At 63.9% G+C, this 17,751-nt stretch carries 15 protein-coding genes; 9 read left to right on the top strand and 6 right to left on the bottom strand.

Annotated features, from left to right (window positions below):
• Positions 1–271: 271 nt before the first annotated feature.
• Both DESFRDRAFT_RS19785 and DESFRDRAFT_RS19780 read right to left on the bottom strand, forming a co-directional pair.
• Entirely contained in the window at positions 272–1,957 is a 1,686-nt protein-coding gene (locus DESFRDRAFT_RS19785) for a hypothetical protein (RefSeq protein WP_005996963.1), read from the bottom strand.
• Between the two features lie 93 nt (positions 1,958–2,050).
• Positions 2,051–3,835 carry a chloride channel protein gene (locus DESFRDRAFT_RS19780; protein ID WP_005996961.1) on the bottom strand — a complete coding sequence of 595 codons (1,785 nt, stop codon included), beginning with the start codon at positions 3,833–3,835 and terminating at the stop codon, positions 2,051–2,053.
• A gap of 249 nt (positions 3,836–4,084) precedes the next feature.
• Between DESFRDRAFT_RS19780 and DESFRDRAFT_RS19770 the strand changes: the two genes are divergently transcribed.
• The 7 genes from DESFRDRAFT_RS19770 to DESFRDRAFT_RS19740 all read left to right on the top strand — a co-directional run bounded on the left by DESFRDRAFT_RS19770 (position 4,085) and on the right by DESFRDRAFT_RS19740 (position 11,910).
• On the top strand, positions 4,085–5,731 hold the full coding sequence (locus DESFRDRAFT_RS19770) for an FG-GAP repeat domain-containing protein (RefSeq protein ID WP_005996959.1): 1,647 nt from the start codon (positions 4,085–4,087) through the stop codon (positions 5,729–5,731).
• Positions 5,732–5,828: 97 nt separating this feature from the next.
• Positions 5,829–6,698, top strand: a complete 870-nt coding sequence (locus DESFRDRAFT_RS19765; RefSeq protein ID WP_005996957.1) for a branched-chain amino acid ABC transporter permease — start codon at positions 5,829–5,831, stop codon at positions 6,696–6,698.
• On the top strand, positions 6,695–7,609 hold the full coding sequence (locus DESFRDRAFT_RS19760; protein ID WP_005996956.1) for a branched-chain amino acid ABC transporter permease: 915 nt from the start codon (positions 6,695–6,697) through the stop codon (positions 7,607–7,609). The genes DESFRDRAFT_RS19765 and DESFRDRAFT_RS19760 overlap by 4 nt, the downstream gene beginning before the upstream one ends.
• Positions 7,610–7,774: 165 nt before the next feature.
• The gene (locus DESFRDRAFT_RS19755) at positions 7,775–8,758 is read left to right on the top strand and encodes a hypothetical protein (protein WP_005996953.1); all 984 of its coding nucleotides are present in this window, start codon (positions 7,775–7,777) and stop codon (positions 8,756–8,758) included.
• Between the two features lie 18 nt (positions 8,759–8,776).
• Positions 8,777–9,442 carry a hypothetical protein gene (locus DESFRDRAFT_RS19750; protein ID WP_005996951.1) on the top strand — a complete coding sequence of 222 codons (666 nt, stop codon included), beginning with the start codon at positions 8,777–8,779 and terminating at the stop codon, positions 9,440–9,442.
• Positions 9,443–9,592: 150 nt separating this feature from the next.
• Positions 9,593–10,819: an ABC transporter substrate-binding protein gene (locus DESFRDRAFT_RS19745; protein WP_005996948.1), complete on the top strand. Its 1,227-nt coding sequence runs from the start codon at positions 9,593–9,595 to the stop codon at positions 10,817–10,819.
• A 119-nt stretch (positions 10,820–10,938) separates the two neighbouring features.
• Positions 10,939–11,910 (top strand): RluA family pseudouridine synthase, encoded by a 972-nt coding sequence (locus DESFRDRAFT_RS19740; protein ID WP_005996947.1) that lies wholly within the window; start codon positions 10,939–10,941, stop codon positions 11,908–11,910.
• Here DESFRDRAFT_RS19740 and DESFRDRAFT_RS19735 read toward each other — a convergent pair.
• Positions 11,876–12,670, bottom strand: a complete 795-nt coding sequence (locus DESFRDRAFT_RS19735; RefSeq protein WP_005996946.1) for a TrmH family RNA methyltransferase — start codon at positions 12,668–12,670, stop codon at positions 11,876–11,878. The two genes, DESFRDRAFT_RS19740 and DESFRDRAFT_RS19735, sit on opposite strands and share 35 nt — an antisense overlap.
• A 178-nt stretch (positions 12,671–12,848) precedes the next feature.
• On the opposite strand from DESFRDRAFT_RS19735, the gene DESFRDRAFT_RS19730 reads away from it, so the two are divergent.
• Entirely contained in the window at positions 12,849–14,870 is a 2,022-nt protein-coding gene (locus DESFRDRAFT_RS19730; protein WP_005996945.1) for a LysM peptidoglycan-binding domain-containing protein, read from the top strand.
• 213 nt (positions 14,871–15,083) lie between these two features.
• Here DESFRDRAFT_RS19730 and DESFRDRAFT_RS19725 read toward each other — a convergent pair whose 3' ends face one another.
• Both DESFRDRAFT_RS19725 and DESFRDRAFT_RS23060 read right to left on the bottom strand, forming a co-directional pair.
• On the bottom strand, positions 15,084–15,578 hold the full coding sequence (locus tag DESFRDRAFT_RS19725; RefSeq protein ID WP_005996944.1) for a DUF1499 domain-containing protein: 495 nt from the start codon (positions 15,576–15,578) through the stop codon (positions 15,084–15,086).
• A gap of 1 nt (position 15,579) precedes the next feature.
• Positions 15,580–16,320, bottom strand: coding sequence for a GGDEF domain-containing protein (locus tag DESFRDRAFT_RS23060; protein ID WP_233489663.1), 741 nt, complete (start codon positions 16,318–16,320; stop codon positions 15,580–15,582).
• Between DESFRDRAFT_RS23060 and DESFRDRAFT_RS23055 the strand changes: the two genes are divergently transcribed.
• Entirely contained in the window at positions 16,315–16,812 is a 498-nt protein-coding gene (locus tag DESFRDRAFT_RS23055) for a hypothetical protein (protein WP_233489662.1), read from the top strand. The two genes, DESFRDRAFT_RS23060 and DESFRDRAFT_RS23055, sit on opposite strands and share 6 nt — an antisense overlap.
• Positions 16,813–16,868: 56 nt before the next feature.
• Here the strand turns inward: DESFRDRAFT_RS23055 and DESFRDRAFT_RS19715 are convergent, their stop codons facing one another.
• Positions 16,869–17,681, bottom strand: coding sequence for a shikimate dehydrogenase family protein (locus DESFRDRAFT_RS19715; protein ID WP_005996942.1), 813 nt, complete (start codon positions 17,679–17,681; stop codon positions 16,869–16,871).
• Between the last annotated feature and the right edge of the window lie 70 nt (positions 17,682–17,751).

The raw sequence follows: 17,751 nt of genomic DNA, 5'->3' as shown, positions 1-17,751 counted from the left end.
ACCCTCCCCAAAAAACTTTCAAAGGGGTTGAGGCAGACCAACTCCATTTAGAGCGATTTTCAATTTTCTTGAATGCGGCGCTTCGCCGCTGGCGTGGTTGTTGCCGCAATCGCGTCCGGCGTCGAGGCGCGAAGCGCCTCGTGCCGCCGGGCCGATTGCGGCAACTAACATACGTCGTCCCGCCGCCCGACAACACCGCCCCCAGCACCAACCCACACAACAGCACTCCCATCCCACCAGCCCAACCCGGTAAAGGGGGGCCCGGGGGGCATCAAGCCCCCCGGCGGAGAGGTGCAGGAGAGGCAGAGCCTCTCCTGCCCGGGCCCGGGGCAGCGCCCCGGCTCCTCGCCGAAGGCGCCGTCCTCCTCCATCGCGTGCGCTGCGCCCGCAATTTCCCGATATCGTCCGGCCGAAAAGGTACCGTAAGCACGGTAAGCGACACGGGCGGCAGGGTAAGGCGGGCCTGGCCTTTGGCTATGGCGACGGGGGCTTCGGCGCGCAGGACGGGACGTTTGTCGTCCGGCCCCGAACCGGACCAGACCTGTCGCGCGGCGTTGCGGCCCGGGCGGCCGCCGTTTAGATGCAAGACGAGGTCACGGGACGTGTCCTTGTTGATGAGGAAGACAGTGAGTTGCCGGGTACGGTCGTTGCGGGCGGCGACGACGCGCACCTTGTCGCCGTCGGTCGCGCCCACGAGAGCCGTGCCGAGGTTTCTCGCCAGGAGTTTGAGGGCCAGCCCGGTGGGCAGCGGCCGGTTGCGGCTGTCCAGGGCGTCCCAGAGTTCCGGAGCGGTATCGTTGTTGAGCCAGCGCGTGGTCCAGATTTGGGCCGTGACCACGCGGGGGTCGCTTATGGCCTGGGCGAGCATATCGAAGAGCACCAGCGCGTGGCCGAGGGTGTTTTCGTGTTTCCAGCCCAGGTTTTGGGGATGGGCGTACCAGTCGGCGGAGTTGGTTTCGGTCAGAAGGTAGCGCAGGCGGTCGGCCAGGCCGGGCGGACCGTAGCGCCGGGCGGCCTTGTCGATTTCGGACACGCCGAGCATGCGCACCGGGCTGTCGCGGTAGTAGTCGTAACCGTACCAGGCGTAGCAGGGATATTCGTGGACGGAGACGAAATCGATGCTGTCGGCGGCCAGGCCGAACACGGCCCGCCACCACGGGGTGGTGATGCCGTTTACGTTGTCGAGGGAGCCCACGTCGTCCGCGCCGGAGGGGCCGTTGGCTCCGATCTTGATGGTTGGGTCCACGCCTTTCATGGCCGCGGCGAAAACGGGCAGGTCCTGGGCGTAGTCGGCGGCCTTGGCCCCGCCGTTGTAGACGTAGAAGTAGGATTCGTTGCCGATTTCCCAATATTTCACACCGTAGCGGCGCTCTATATTGGCGTAGCGCACCCAGGATACGGCGTTTTTGAGCAGCGTGGCCCTATCCGGCACGGTCTCGCCCGGACCGCCGGGGCGGTACATGGAGTCGTAGGCCACGACCACCACCGGCTCGGCCCCGGTCTGCCGGCACAGACGGATGAAGGCGTCGAAGTCGAGGGGTTTGCGGACGTAGCGGTTCCCGTGGAGGTCGTAGACGCGGGCGTCGTTGGAGGGCCATTCGTCGGGGCCGAGCCGGGCCAGGGTCGGGCGGGGACGGCGAAAGGCCGGCGGCGCGGCCCAGAGCATGCCGTCGGATTTCTCGCCGCCGGGATAGCGCAGGGTGCCGGCCCCGAGGTCCAGGATGGCGTGGGCCAGCTTGCGCGCGCCGGGGCGGCGATTGACGTCGGCGTCGAGCAGATAGTCGACGTCGATGCCGAGAAGCTTGCGGTTCACGCGGCGCAGGATGTGCCCGGCGTCCACGGCGGCGACGGTGCTTCCGGGCGGCGTATTGGAGGGAGGGTCGGCCGAGGCGGACGCGGCCAGCGCGAAAACCAGGGCCAGCGCGCCGCAGAGGACGGCGAACCGTGATTGGGACATAAAGCCTCTTTGATCGTCCGGGACGGGATAGTCCCAAGGTCCGGACAAGACAAGAGGCGGCGAACGAAGTTTCGGCGACGAATCGGGGACGGATCAGATCAGGCAGCAGTCGTGGTAGTGGTCGATGATGTCCTGCTTGGACAGCATGGCCTCGATTTCGTCGGACCGGTCGTCGGGCACCACGGGCAGTTCGTCGATTTGCAGCCTGGCCATGATGTCCAGGGCCGTTTCCAGGGAATCGCCCAAGCGCACGCGGGCCACCTGCGCGGTGGCCACGTCCTTGGCCACCACGAGGTCCCGCAGGCTGTCGTCGAAAAGCACCTCGCGCAGGTCGTTGACCGAAAGAATGCCCGTCATCTTGCCGCTTTTGTCCACCACCGGGAAATACGATTCCGTGGAGTTGGTCACGGCTTTGACCAGGGCGTGAAAGGGCATGTTCTCGGCGATCACGCTCACCGGCCGCTGCCGGATGGCCTCGCCCACGGTCATGCGCGACAGGATGCCCCGGGCGAACTCGCCGATATGGGCCGGTGAAGCCAGCCTATTGTCCATCTGCTTTTCGTAGAGCGTCACCTTGCGGGGCAAAAGCAGGAAGGTGATGGTGGAGACCAGAAGCAGCGGCACGAGCAGCGTGTAGCTCGAGCACATTTCGCTGGCCATGATGACCGAGGCGATGGGCACCTTGGCCACGCCGGAAAAAAAGCCGCCCATGCCGATCAGCACGAACGAGCCGGGATTGACCACGAGATTCGGAAAAAGGGCATGGCCGAGTTCCCCGAAAGCCCCGCCAAGCATGGCCCCGATAAAAACCGACGGCCCGAACACGCCGCCCGAGCCGCCGGAAGCGATGGTGAACGACGTGGCCACGATTTTCAAAAACACCAGCGCGGCCATGGTCTGCCACAACATTTTCCCGTCCAGGGCGGTCTGTATCCAGACGTAGCCCCCGTCGATGATCTCCGGAAACCGCCAGGCCACGCAGCCGAGCAACAAGCCGCCGACGGCGGGCTTGAACATGCGCGGGATGGGCAGGGGGTTGAAGAAGTAGTCGCGCAGCCCGTAAAAAACCTTGATGTAGATGTAACCGCACCCGGCGCACAGCACGCCGAAGATGAGACAGGGCAGGAGTTCCACCGGCATGGCGAAATGCACGGGCCCGGGGGTGAAAAGGGCCTGCCGGCCGAACACCTGGGAAAAGACGGCGTAGGCGGCGATGGAGGCGATGATGCAGGAAAGGAGCGCCTCGAATTCGTATTCCGTGTCGCGGTAAAGCACGCCGGGCACGAAAAGCGCCGCCCCGAGGGGCGCCTGGAAAATGGCCCCGATGCCGCCGGCCGCCCCGGCCAGAAGCAGCACGCGCCGGTCGGCGGTGTCGAGCTTGAGCCAGGAGGCCAGAATGGAGCCGAATCCCGAGCCGATCTGGGCGATGGGGCCTTCCTTGCCGGCCGAGCCGCCCGAGCCGATGGTCAGGGCGGAGGCGACGAACTTGATGATCGGGGCGCGCTTGCGCACGTAACCGCCGCGCAGATGGAACGACTCGATCATGGCGTCGGTGCCGTGGCCCTCGGCCTCGGGGGCGATGCAGAAGACGAGCAGGCCCGAGGCCAGCCCGCCGAGGCCGGCGATGGGAATGATGATCCAGCTGACGACCGGGGCGTGCATGCCGGGCGCGACGGGCTGGAAGGCGATGCCGTGGCGCGCCCAGGCCATGGGGACCTCGACCAGCCAGGTCAGGGCGTGCACCAGCATGGCATCGAAAAAGACGGCCCCAAGCCCCGCGACCACGCCGACCAGGGCGCTTAAGACAAGCCGCCGCGCGTGGCGCGGCCAGCGGGCGACGCCAAGGCCGCCGCTACGGAGGACATCAGGCACAAACATGCGCGAATCCCTTGTCGGTCGCTACCGGCCGCTTTTGCCCATACAACCATATCGGACGGCCATGTTCAACAGCACGGCGTCGCCCGGGCGGCGCGCCAGGCCCGTTCCCGGGTTCGTGACAACGCGGAAACCGGCCCTTGCAAGGGCGTCGTCTTTGATAGTAATGCAGGGCCTCGCGGTGTTTTGGCCCGATGCCACGGCCGCGTTCCCGGACAAAACGGTCCCCATGGGACCCGGAGGAACCCCACTATGACGCTTTTCCGTCGCCTTGCCCTTCTGGCGGTGGCCCTTTTGTGCTTGCCGTCCCTGGCCCTGGCCGCTTCGGCCAAGACCTACGCCGTGGCGCCCTTTGCCGTCCACGGTCCCGAGAAATACCAGTACCTGAGCCAGGGCGCCCAGAGCATGCTCGAATCGCGCATGAACTGGCCCGGGCACCTCGCGCCCATGGACAAGAGCAAGGTCGGGTCCCGGCTGGCCAAGGCTCCCGGCTCCGAGGCCGAGGCCAAAAAAACCCTGGCCGACATCGGCGCGGACTACCTCGCCTACGGCTCCATCACCGTCTCCGGCGAACAGGCCAGCGTGGACATCATGGTGATCGGCCAAAACGGCCAGAAATGGCCGAAAAACTTCACCACCAAGATGGGCGACCTCATCCCGGCCATGGAACGCACGGCCCAGTCGCTCAACAACGAGATCTTCCAGCGCCCCGCCGCCAAGGGCGACGCCGCCGTCAACCAGATGAACCCGAATTTCGTGGTCAACCAGACCAACCAGAACCAGAAGGTCTACCTCAACCCGAACTTCCGCTACGCCGGTCCGGCCGATTCCCCGGGCGTGTGGCGCAGCCAGTCCATGCCGTTCGTCTCCCGCGGCATCGCCATCGACAACCTGAGCGGCACCGGGAAAAACGAGGTGGCCATCCTGGGCGACCATTCCGTGCAGGTCTTCGCCTACAAGGACCGCCAGCTGCTGCCCGTGGCCAAGTACGAGGTGCCGCCCAACATCAAGCTGCTGAAAATCAGCACCCTTGACATCAACGGCGACGGCAAGGCCGAGATCATCGTCTCGAGCCGTTATTTCAAGGACCCCCGTTCCTTCATCCTCCAGCTCGACGGCAACCATCTCAAAGAGCTTTACAAGGACATCAAGCTGTACCTGAACGTGGCCACCGTGCCGCCGGACTTCTCCCGGCAGCTCGTCGGGTCCAAGGGCGATCCCAAGGACCTGTTCGTCCAGGGCGTTCACAACGTCATCTTCTCCGGCGGCCAGCCCGCGCTTTCCACGCGGCTGAACCTGCCGAGCAAGGCCAACCCCTTCAACTTCGTCTACCTGCCCGAGAAAAGCGGCTATAAAGTCATCCTGAACGACGACAAGGACCACCTGGTCGTCTACACGGCCAAGGGCGAACGCGTGGCCGCCACGGAGGATCAATACTGCGGCTCGGCCATCGGCCTGGAGTACGACTCGCTCATGGCCCCCATGGAAAAGCCCAAGTCCGACTACCTCTGGACATACTATTACATCCCGCTGCCCATGCTCGTGACCAACCTGGACAAGGGCGACCGTTTCGAACTGCTGGTGAGCAAGAACATCTCCCTTGCCGCCCAGTTCTTCGAAACATTCCGCACCTTCTCCCAGGGTGAAATCCACTCCCTGTACTGGGACGGCGTGGGCATGAGCCTTTTGTGGAAGACCCGCCGCATCAAGGGCACCATCACGGGCTACGCCCTGGCCGACATCGACAACGACGGCCAGAAGGAACTGGTGGTGTGCATCAACACCTGGCCGGGCGCCACAGGCGTCTACGCCCGCCGCACCATCGTGCTCGCCTACAAGCTCGACACCACGAGCATGAGCCAGCCCGGCGAGTTCGGCATCGATATGGGCGGCCAATAGCCCTTTCCTCTTGACGCCAAGCCGGGAGAACCGCATTTTGCGGCGGTTCTCCCGGCTTTTTTTGTGCCCCAACCCGTTTGCCCCGGCGAGGTCGCCTGTGTTCGCCCTGTATCTGGCCCAGATCGTCAACTCTGGACTGGCCTTGGGAGCCGTCTACGGTCTTATGGCCCTGGGCTTTTCCCTGATCTACAGCGCCAGCCGGCTGATCAACTTCGCCCAGGGCGAACTGCTGCTTCTCGGCGGACTGTGCCTGGCCACCCTGGCCGGCTGCGTCCACCTTTCCCCGCTGCTGGCGGTCTCGGCCGCCATCGTGGCCGGCTTTTCCCTGGGCCGGGTGCTTTTCGCCACCACGCTCGGGCTTTCGCTTCGCGCCTCGCCGCTTAAGCAGCTCATGCTCACCGTGGCGGCGAGCCTGGTGTTCCAGGGCGTGGCCATTTTGGCCTGGGGCAAAAATCCGCTCATGCCCCCGCGCCTGCTTCCCCTGCCCGATGTGCGCCTGGGGCCGCTTTTTCTCGGCCGCGACACGGCGACCGGGCTCGTGCTGGCCGTTTGCAGCGCGCTGGCGCTCGGGCTTTTCCTCAAATACACGCGCCTTGGCCGGGCGCTTCGGGCCACCTCGCAAAACGCCGTGGCGGCGCGGCTCATGGGCATAAACCCGGTTTTTTGCCATGCCCTGTCCTTCGCCCTGGCCGGGGGGCTGGCCGCTCTGGCCGCTTTGGCCGTCGGGCCGCAAACCGGGCTTCGCTACGACATGGGGCTCGGACTTGGGCTCAAGGGGTTCGCCGCGGCCACCATCGGGGGCTACGTTTCGCTTGGCCGGGTGTTTCTGGGCGGGCTGGCCCTGGGGCTTATCGAGGCGGCGCTGGTGCTGCTGCTTTCCGGGGAACTCAAGGAAATCGCCACCTACGCCCTCATCATCGTCCTGCTCGTCCTCGCCCCGGGCGAGACCGAGGCCGAACGCCCGTGACCGCCGTAGCCGTTTCCCGCAAGATCTCGCTGGCGTTTTTTTTCGGGGCGTTGCTCGCGGTGGGCCTTTTCACCCCGGGCTACCAGCTCATCGGCGTCAACCAGCACATGTTTCTGGCGGCAAACGTCCTGGCGCTCAATTTCTGCCTCGGCCTCGGCGGCCAGATTTCCCTGGCCCAGGGGGCTTTCGCCGGCATCGGAGCCTATGCCTCGGTGCTGCTGCATGCCCGCTATCCCGGGGCGACGCTTGTCATCGCCCCGGCGGTGGTCCTTGGCACGGGGCTTCTGGCGGCCCTTATAAGCCGCCCCATGGAACGCCTCGGCAAAGGGTTTCTGGCCATGGCCACGCTGTGCGTGTCGCTCGTGTGCATCAATGTGGCGCTCACCCTCGAAAACGTCACCGGCGGTTCGGCCGGGCTCATGGTGGAGCGCAAGCTGGCGCTGCCGGGGCTGGGCGAGCTGGCCGGGGACCGGGTGACTTTTTTCCTTTTCGTCCTGCTTTTGGCCGTGGGGGCCTACGTGTTCCTGGCCGTGCGCGACAGCCGGCTGGGACGGGCCCTGGCCGCCTGCCGCGACGACCGTTTCGCCGCTTCGAGCCTGGGCATCGACCGGCCGGCGGCGCGGGCCGTGTCCTTCGGCCTGGGCGGGGCCTTTTCGGCCGCGGCCGGCCTGCTTTACGGCCACTACACCGGCTTTATAAGCCCCGAGCAGTTCAACCTGGAGCTCTCGCTCAAGGCACTGTTGTTCCTCGTTATCGGCGGTCCGGGCAACCTCCTGCGCCCGCTTTTCGCCGCCCTTGTGCTGGAGACGGCCATGAGCCATCTCCAATTCCTGGGCGACGCCCGCACCCTGGTCAACGGGCTGCTTCTGGGCGCGGCGCTTTTGGCCGGATTCCGGCGGCTGCGCAAATAGCGGCTGCGCAAATAAACGTTTTTATCCTATATCTTATAAATAATTTCTTTTTTTATTGACGAAAATTTCCGTTTTGTATTTTATATCCGTATATCAAGGCCTAAATATTAATGAATAGTTTCCAAACCGCTGGGCGTGCCGCATAGCCCGAAGGAGGGTCTTGCCATGGTCGCATGCAGGTTCAACCCCCATCGTCTTACAAATCACGCCTTCCTCATTGCCTTCGGATTGCTGCTCTTTCTTCTGGGCGGGTGTGCCTCCAAGGCCTCGCTTACGCAACTCAGCAGTTTTTCCACCAACACGGACAGACTGTCCGACGACACCATGAAGTTCTACGGTTATATGTTTGATCTTCACGAGAATTTTCAGAAGGATCAATACCTTGCCAGCATCGATAAAAACATCAGCATCCTTCATTATCAACTGAGCTACCTTCCTTCACAAGAGCTTACCTTCAGAAAATTGCTTTTCACGACATTGAAGAAATACGCCCAGAACCTTAAATACATCATGTCCGATGATATCAATTCCAGTTTTGAAACAAATATCACCGACCTGGCAGGTGTGCTCCAGTCGTTTAAGGATAAAATCCTTCCCAATGTAACCCTGCCCGAGACCATAACAAAGGATACCGTCGCCACGGCAGCGAACAAAATCGCCGACTGGTTTCTTGAGAAGAAAAAGCAAAAAATCGCCCGGGAATCTTTGGCGAATGTCACGCCTTATATCGTTACGTTCGTTGAAGTCCTGAAAGATGAACTAGGGACCTGTGGCGATACGACCGATTCCTCCCAATACTGCGCCAGCGTTCCAGACCAGAAAAAGCCGGTGGCCGTGGTAGTCAGTCAACAGATCTGCGATAATTTGCAGCAATACATGGATGCCGCCGACAGGGCCGCCATGCTCGCCACAAAACCGGCCGACATCTTGGCCAACCGCAAGACCGCCTATTCCTATCGCTACAAACGCGATAGGGCCTGCGAAAGTCTCGCCGCCCTGCGACAAGCCCTTGATGCTTACGAAACGGCCGTTACAAGCCTGCCCGTAGCGATCACGGACAAAAAAACGGAGACCCTGGCCAGGGCACTCGGCATTGTCGCCGCGCAGCTTGAGCAGTTTGAGACCGTGTTCGCGAAAGCATCCCTTTAACCAGGGGAGGATGACGCCATGACGCTCGACATCGACACGCTTGTCACCCTGTACACGAATCTGGCCACGGATATCGAAACCATACGCAGTCTCCATGGGGAGATTGGCGCCGACGCGCAGACGCAGCAACTCCCGGCCGAGGTACGCAAGCTTGTCGCCTTGATCCGGGACTACACCCCGGCCAATGCCCTCCTCGCCGCGAAATCCTCAAGCGCGTCGCTTTCGAATAAGCTTCTGGAAACACGAGGCATTCTGGAATCGAAATATGCAAGCGAAAACGCCGCGAAAAGCATCATCCAGGCCATCGACGCCTACGAGTCTTACCTCAAGGAAAATGAGAATACGCTTCGCAGCGATCCCGCCGAATATGTGCGGGAGACATCCCGGCTTCTTCAAGTCGTCCACCGAGCGATGGGTGGTAATTATCTCACCGAGGACAGCGTCTATTTAAGCGGCAAGATGTGCAATGACCAGCTCAGCAAACTTGCCGGCATCCTGCTGACGTTAAACAGCAAACAACTTCTCGGCATTTTTGACGCATTTTACACTGCCAACAAGGGATTGGAAGACTTCAAACAAAAACTCAAGGGATACGCGGACAAGATCAGCATGGCGACGACCGTCATCACGACGATCATCGACGTGTTGCAGCGTGTCGGCAAAGTCCTTCCCTTTCTCGTCTAGCACCGCCGCCGGCCATGCGCCCGCCCGCCTGTCCCGGGGGCGGGCGGGCGCCTTCCCCTTCCCCTTGCAAAAATGATTTACTTCGCCCCCGGTTGCGGTAAAAATTCCTGGCTGCTTTCGCCAAGACCAATCCGCCCCGGAGGCTTCCGCATGGCCAAAATTCTCATGCTGCTCGCAGCATTGCTCCTTGTACCCGCTGTCGCCGCGGCCCAGCAGGCCGGCCAGAGCCCGGCCCCCGCCGCCACGGCGCAGCCGGCCGAACAGCACCCGGCCCCAACCGGCGACCCCATCGTCATCGGTGGGCTTTTCGCCCAGTCCGGCCCGGCCGCCGTGGTCGGCACCCCGAGCAAGCTCGTGGCCGAAATGACCGTCAAACAGATCAACGCCATGGGCGGTATCCTGGGCCGGCCGCTCAAGCTGATCGCCTACGACACCGAGTCCTCCCCGGACGTGGCCCTGCGCGAGGCCAGAAAGCTCGTCGAGGGCGACCACGTGCTGGCCATTGTCGGTCCGACCTCCACCGGCGAAGGCTTGGCCGTCAAGAAATACACCGAGGAAAAGCACGTCCCGGTCATCATGACCGTGGGCGGCGACGCGGTCATCGCCGGCGGCAAGTTCGGCCCCTACGACTGGACCTTCAAGGCCCCCCAGCGCACCGCCACGGCCGTGGCCAAGATCTACGAGTACCTCAAAGGCAAAAACATCTCGAAGATCGCGGTCATGAGCTCCAAGGACGCTTTTGGCCAGGACGGCCTGACGGAGCTGAAGCAAAACGCCTCCAAATTCGGCATCGACATCATCGCCTCGGAAACCTTCGATCCCAAGGGCACGGATTTCTCGGCCCAGGCCTTCAAGCTGCAGGCCGCCAAGCCCCAGGCCGTGGTGGTCTGGACCATCGGCCCGGCCGGGGCCATCGCCGCCAAGAACTTCGCCTCCCTGCCCGGCGAACGCCCCCTGCTCGTCGAATGCCACGGCCAGCCCGGCCCCAATTACCTGAAGCTGGCCGGCGAGGCCGCCGGCGGCACGGTCATGCCCGGCACCAAGCTCATGGCCCCGGAAACCCTGCCCGACGAAGACCCGCAGAAAATCGTCATCGAGGCCTTCATCAAGGCCTACAACGACGCCGGCATCCAGGAAAAATTCCCGCTCAACACCCACTCCGGCTACGCCTACGACGCCCTGACCCTCCTGCGCGCCGGCCTGGAAAAGGCCGGCAAAGCCGACCCCGAAGCCCTGCGCGAGGCCCTGGAAAACCTCCACCACGTGGTCGGCGTCTCCGGCGTCTACAACCTCTCCTCCCAGGACCATAACGGACTGGGCCCGGACTCCATGATCATGCTCATCGTGGACTCCGGCCGCTTCAAGCTTGCGCCGTAGGTGGAAGTGGAGGCGGTAAAGAAGGTGCGAGGGGAACCCCTTTTTGTAAAAAGGGGTTCCCCTCGCGCTCCCCTCCCGAAAAACTTTCAAGGGGGAGAATCCGTAGCCCCGGTGGTACGATGAAAACACCCGTGCAAAATTTCACCGTGGCCGAGGCCGAGGGAGGGCAAAAGCTCCTCCAATATCTCGCCCGGCGTCTGGACGGCGCGGTGCCCCCTACCGCCTTGCAGAAATTCATCCGCACCGGGCAAGTCAGGATCGACGGCAAGCGCTGCAAGCCCTTCGACCGTGTGGCCGCCGGCCAGATCGTGCGCATGCCGCCCTACGAGATCAAGGAGCCGCGCAACTCGCCGGCGAAGACGGCTGCGCCGCGCGGCCACGATCTGGACATCCTCCACGAGGACGACGAGATCCTCGTCATCGTCAAGCCGGCCGGCCTGCCCGTCCATCCCGGCTCCGGCCATCCCTTCGCCCTGACCAGCATCCTGCGCGCGCGCTACCCCGACGCCCCGTTCCGCCCCACACCGGCCCACCGGCTCGACCGCGACACCACCGGCGTGCTCCTCGTGGCCAAGTCCTACCGCGCCCTGCGCGCCATCCACGAGGCCATGACCACGGGCACGGCCCACAAGGATTACCTCGCCTGGGTCTGGGGCGAATGGACGCTTGGCGAAGCCAACGATTGGGTGACGTTGCGCGACCGGCTGGCCAAGGAAGGCGGCCCGGGACGCGAACGGGTGGAGCCGTCCGCGGGCGGCAAGGATGCGGTGTGCAAGGTGCGGCTTTTGGGGGTGATGGACACGGCCAGCCTGGTCGAGGTCCGGCTTGAGACGGGCCGCACCCAGCAGATCCGGGCCCAGCTCGCCTCGCGCGGCGCCCCCATCGTCGGCGACCCGAAATACGGCGGCGGTCCGCCGCCCATGCGGCTGCACGCCTGGCGGGTTGTCCTGCCGGACGCCGCCTTCTGCGCCCCGCCCGATTGGGAAGCGCCCTGGCTGGTCAAACGGCTGCGGCGCGCTTCCCTGGCCACCTGCCGCGAGGAAGACCTCGGACGGCCTAGCGCCTCAGCGCCGCCAGACGCCCCAGAATGATCGCCCCGGCCTGGGCCACGTTCAGGGAATCGATGGGCCTGGCCTGGGGAATGCGCCACAGCCGGCCGCAGCGTTTGCGTATCCCCTGCCGGATGCCCTCGTCCTCGTTGCCGAGCACCAGGATCAGCGGGAAATCGGCCGTGGCCTCAAGCGCATTGTCCGCCTCCGGCTCCCCGGCCGCGCCGACGATGGAAAACCCCGCCTCGATGGCCGCATCCAGCGCCTGGGCCAGGTTGGTCACCTTGGCCACCGGCAGCCGGGCCAGCGTTCCGGCCGAGGCCTTGGCCGCCCCCGGCCCAAGCCGCGCCCCCTCGTGGCGGGGCAAAAGGATGCCGCCGCCGCCCAGGGCGAAAAGCGTTCTGGCCAGCGTGCCCACGTTGCCCGGGTCCTGCACCCGGTCGAGGGCCACGGCCACCGGCAACGGCGCGGCCCGGGTCGCGGCCAGCACGTCATCGAGACTGGTCAGCTCGCCGGCGGCGAGCCTCGCCACAACGCCCTGATGATTGCCGGGACAAAGCCGGTCCAGGTCGGCCGCCGCCACGAACCGGAAGCGCACGCGGGCCTCGCGGCAGGCGGCGACAATGGCGTCGATGTCCGGGCCGCGAAGGCCCTGGCGCAACAGCACGTCGTCGATGCCGCGCGGGCGTTCGGCCAGAAGTTCGCGCACGGGTTTGCGGCCGGGCAGCAGTTCGCCGGGCTCCGGCGCTGCGCCCGAGTGGGGCGCGGACGAAAAACGATTGTTACGGTCATGCCGGCTCATGGCACCTCTTGGCCCAAAGCGACCGGAACCACAAGCTTTTTTTTCCTTGCAATTTCATCAACTTTGGTCTATCAATCCGCTAATCGTTAAAAAATCAGCGCAGTTAAGCATCCCTTTGCCAAAGCGCCGCCGCGGCCGCCTTCCGGCTGACGGCTCCCTTCGCCTGGAGAAAAGCCGCATGGCCCGTTATATCCTCTTTGCCATCCTGCCGGTTCTGCTCGTCCTGTCCGGCTGCGCCGGAAACAAATACGAAAAAAACAACGATATGCGCGCCAATCTTGAGCCCGAAGTCTGGGACACCACCCAGATTCTCAAGGATCTCAAGCGCGGCCGCCCCCTGACCAAGCAGGAAAAGGAAGCCCTGGCCTCGCGCGGCGCCATCCAGTTCAATCTGGACGTGGCCGACAACGAGGAAGTCCAGATGTTCCTCCAGTATTTCTCCATGGACAAGCGCGGCACCATGGACAAATGGCTGACCCGGGCCCAGCCCTACCTGCCCTATGTGCGGGCCGTTCTGGCCAGCTACAACCTGCCTCCCGACCTCATAGTCCTTCCGTTCATCGAATCCGGTTACAGCACCATGGCCTATTCGCCGGTCGGCGCCGGCGGCATGTGGCAATTCATGCCCTACACCGCCCGCCGCTTCGGCCTGACCGTGGACTGGTGGGTCGACGAACGCCGCGACCCGTACAAATCCACAGTGGCCGCCGCCAAGTACCTGAGCAAACTCTACCAGATGTTCGGCGACTGGAACCTGGCCCTGGCCGCCTACAACGCCGGTGAAGGCAAGATCTCGCGGGTCATGGCCGCAAGCGGCCAGTGCGACTTCTTCGACATCGCCAAGGACCCCAAGCTGCTCAAGGCCGAAACCCGCCATTACGTGCCCAAGTTCCTGGCGGTACTGAAGATCTTCCAGAATCTCCAGACGCTCGGCTTCCACAAGGTCAACTGGCAGGCCGGCCCCAACCTCAAGGAAGTGCCCGCTCCCGGCGGCACGGATCTGGCCGCCCTGGCCCAGGCCTGCGGCCTGAGTTGGGATCAGTTCCGCGAATACAACCCCGGCTTTCGCCGCATGGTCAGCCCCCCAGACGCCACGGTCAACGTCTACGTGCCCGTGGCCAAGGAACCGATCGCCCTGGCCTACCTGAAAACCCCTGGCAACTATCCGTCGAGCGGCTTGCAGACCGTCACCGCCCAGGCCGGCGAAACCTGGTGGGCCCTGGCCCGCCGGGCGAACATGCCCGTGGCCGAACTGCGCCAGCTCAACCCCTCGCTGCCCGAAACCCTGCCCTCCGGCCAGACCGTGCGCGTGGCCGCAAGCGCGTTTAGCATCGACAACACCGCCCTGGCCGAAGGCCCGGCGGCCGCCTGTGCGCCCAAGGCGCTGGCCTCGGCGGCCAAGCCCCAGCGCCACCGCGTGAACAAGGGCGAATCCATCGGCAGCATCGCCCGGAAGTACGGCGTGTCGACCAAGGAGCTCATGGCCGCCAACAGGATGAAGCGTGCCGGCCGGCTCACCCTCGGCGCCTGGCTCGTCATCCCGCAAAGCGCCTCGTCCCGGTCGATCCAGACCGCCTCCGCCAGCCACACCGTGCAACGCGGCGAGACCATTTCCGGCATCGCCGACAAGTACAACGTGGACCCCGACGCGCTCATGGCCGCCAACCACCTGCGCTCGGCCCGGGACCTGCTCGCCGGCCAGAAGCTTTCCATCCCCGGCGGCAAATCGTCCGCCCCGGCCGTGGCCGCCGCGGCCCTGCCGAGCACCACCTACACCGTGCGTGCCGGGGACACCCTCTCCGGCATCAGCCGCCGCTTCAACGTGGACAGCAGGCAGCTCGCCGCCGCCAACAACCTGTCCTCGAGCGTGGTGCGCATCGGTCAGTCGCTGACCATTCCGGGCTCGGGCCAGCGGCCCAGGACCTTTGCCGCGCGCGATCCCGAACCGACGAAAAAGAACCTCTGGGCCCCCAAGGCCCAGGCCCAGGCCGAAAAACATCCCGCCGCCGCAAAAACCCCGCCCACGCCCCAAAAACGCCAGGCTGCCAAGTCCGTCAATTACAAGGTCAGCCCGGGCGAGACCGTCTGGGGCATCGCCAAGAAATTCAACGTGGAACCGTCCTCGCTCATGGCCTGGAACAACATGAAAAGCCCAAGCGCCCTCCAGGCCGGCTCCCAGATTACCATCCGCAAGGATTAGGAAAAGGGCGCGAGAAGCATGCGAGAGGGGAAACCCTTTGAAAAGGGTTCTCCCCTCTCGCGCTCTCCCTTTCCTAAACTTTCTCGTCGTTGAAGTTCTCCAAACGAGACCACTTCCTTTCTTTCAGACAAAATCTTTGCGAAAGGACGTGGCAGGGAAGATCCTGCCCGCGTGATGATTCTCTGGGCAGGGCGTCAAAAGCCCCAATCCGCGCTACAAGCCCGTTTCCCGAAAAATCGTTTCCAGGCGGCGGCGGTTGACGCCAAGGTCGCTATACCCCACGCGCGAGGCGGACCGGGCATGCAGCAGCCCGGCCTGCGGGTCGTGGAGGAATTCCACGTCATCCACGAAGCCGAAGCGGAACGAGGACTGGGTGGCATGGAGATAGCGGCCGGTGGCGACACGCACGGCATAGCCGTTTTTTTCCAGATACGCGGCCAGGGCCGGGATGGGGTTTTCGGCGCAGGGCCGGGGCGCGACGAAATGCAGCGGATCCCTCGGAGACGCCGTGGTGGCGACCCAGTTGGGCTTTTTCCCGTCGGCACGAAGCGGCCCTTCGGCCGGGGATACAAGCGGCCCCATGCGCCGGCTCGCCCGGCCAAGCCAGGCCAGCCCGCAGACGAGCACGAGACCGGCAGCGAGAAGGACCACCGCCGCCACCTGCCCCACGGCCTCGAAAAATGATACCACGTGACGCAATGTTTCCATGTCAGATCGACGCCCCCTCCGGTGATTCCACCATCGGGCAGGCCTGGGCGACGACCCGGTTGCGGCCCGCGCCCTTGGCTGCGTAAAGACAGCCGTCGGCCCGGGCCAGCAGGGCGTTGAGCCCCGTCGCGCCCGAGGCCATCCCCAGGCTCGCCGTCACCGTATGCCCGCCGGGGGACAAGGCCGCCACGGCCTGCCGCAAACGCTCGGCAACCTCTTCCGCGTCCTTCCCGTCCAGGCCCGGCAGCAACACGCCGAATTCCTCGCCGCCAAGGCGTCCGATTTCGTCGCCGTCCCGAAGCGCCTCGGCCAGCCGTCGGGCCACGGCCCGCAGCACGACATCCCCGGTCTGATGCCCGTAGGTGTCGTTGATGTCCTTGAAATAGTCCAGATCGAGCATGATGAAGCTCACCGGCTCGCCACGCTCCCTGGCCCGATCCAGGGCCTTTTCGGCCAGGTGTAGGAAATGCCGCCGGTTGGGCAGACCGGTCAGGAAATCCGTCTGCGCCTGTTTGCGCAACGCATCGCGGGCCTCGCGCAGTTCCGCCTCAACGCGGCCAGACGTCATGGAAAGCAGGCAGAACGCCAAAAGCGGGATCAGAAGCATGCTGGCCAAAAGCAGCGTCTTGACGATGGGGTCCGGGCCGCCAAGAGCGCACTGTAGCGCGTCCAGCGATTCATTGGCACGAAAGGCGTAGGAGACGGAAATGAAAAAAAGAAACCCGGAAAAAACAGTTTGCATCGAATAAGTACGCCAGTTGCGCACAACAAAAGGCTCTATGGCGATGCGTCCGTAGACGAGCATGCAATACGTCGAAAAAACAAAGACTCTCCGGCAGGTGTCGAAATCGACGAATGTATAATAGAGCAGGCACGATTCGCAGAGCACAGCCAGGGCGATCGTAAAGGAATTGCGCAGACCGATATGATCTATTCCACCATACAGGGCAATGCCGCGATACCAAAGAATCCCTTGCAAAAATATCAGGCTGTTTCCGATAATCAACGAGGGATCCGGGCCGAGCACTCTGAAGAAAATCAAAAAAAGGCCGACGCACCATGCCAGTTGCCCCAGCGTGAAAGAGCCGAATCCAGGGTACGTCTTTCTATAGAAATATGTATAGGTAAGAACTCCAGTCAGCGAAAAAAACAAAATCGCCGACATGAGCACCATCGTGCTGGTATCGAGAAGCGAAATAAACTGCTGCATACCGCAAATAATATCAGACTGTAACGCATATTGAAACGGGCTGCATTGAAATCATTTGCTATAATGATGCTCTGCCTGCGTCAAGCCCCGTAAAGCGCTTTCCGCAGCAACGTTCGCAACTCGTCGTCGGGCAAAATCCGTCCCGTCCACAAGCGAAACTGTTCCACCGCCTGATACAGAAACATTTCCATGCCCGAGACGACCAATCCCCCCGCCGCCAGCGCATCGGCGCCGAAGTGTGTGGGATCGGGCGTGTAGACCAGATCGTAGACCACATGGTCCGGCCCCAGCGCCTCGGCCGGATAGGGGGAAAGGCCCTCCAGCCGGCCGGTCATGCCCATGGGTGTGGCATTGACCAAAAGCCCGGCCGGGAAATCCGCCCGGCGGTCCCAATCGACCCGCTCCAGCCCGAATTCTCCAGCCAACACAGCGGCTTTTTCCGCGCTGCGCCCCGTCACGGCAAGCCGCTCCACACCCAGGCGCACAAGCCCCGCCACCGCCGCCCGGGCCACGCCGCCGCAGCCGAGGATCAAGGCGGCGCGCGGCGCGATGCCGCGCAGGACCAGCGGCCGGCAAAAGCCCTCGACGTCGGTATTTTCCGCCCACAGCTCCCCGTCGCGCCAGTACAGCGTGTTGACGGCCCCGACCGACCGGCCAAGGTCCGTTACGGCATCGACATAGGCCATGACCGGCGTCTTGTGCGGAATGGTGACGCTGAGGCCCTCCACCGGCGTCTCGCGCAGCCGAACCATGAACGCCCCAAGCTCCTCGGGCAACGTCGGCCAAGCCTCATACCGGGCCTTGATCCCAAAGCGCTTGAAGCCCCAATTGTGCACCAAAGGACTCAGCGTGTGCCCCAGCGGATGCCCTATGATCCCAAACACCCTGCTCATGATGTTTCCTTGCGGGAGAGAGGAGGAGAACCGGGGGCGGGAACCCTTTTTTAAAAAAAAGGGTTCCCGC

Source organism: Solidesulfovibrio fructosivorans JJ], assembly GCF_000179555.1.
Taxonomy (GTDB): domain Bacteria; phylum Desulfobacterota; class Desulfovibrionia; order Desulfovibrionales; family Desulfovibrionaceae; genus Solidesulfovibrio; species Solidesulfovibrio fructosivorans.
The sequence above is the reverse complement of the archived record's forward strand: the minus strand, read 5'-3'. Positions and strand labels throughout refer to the sequence as shown.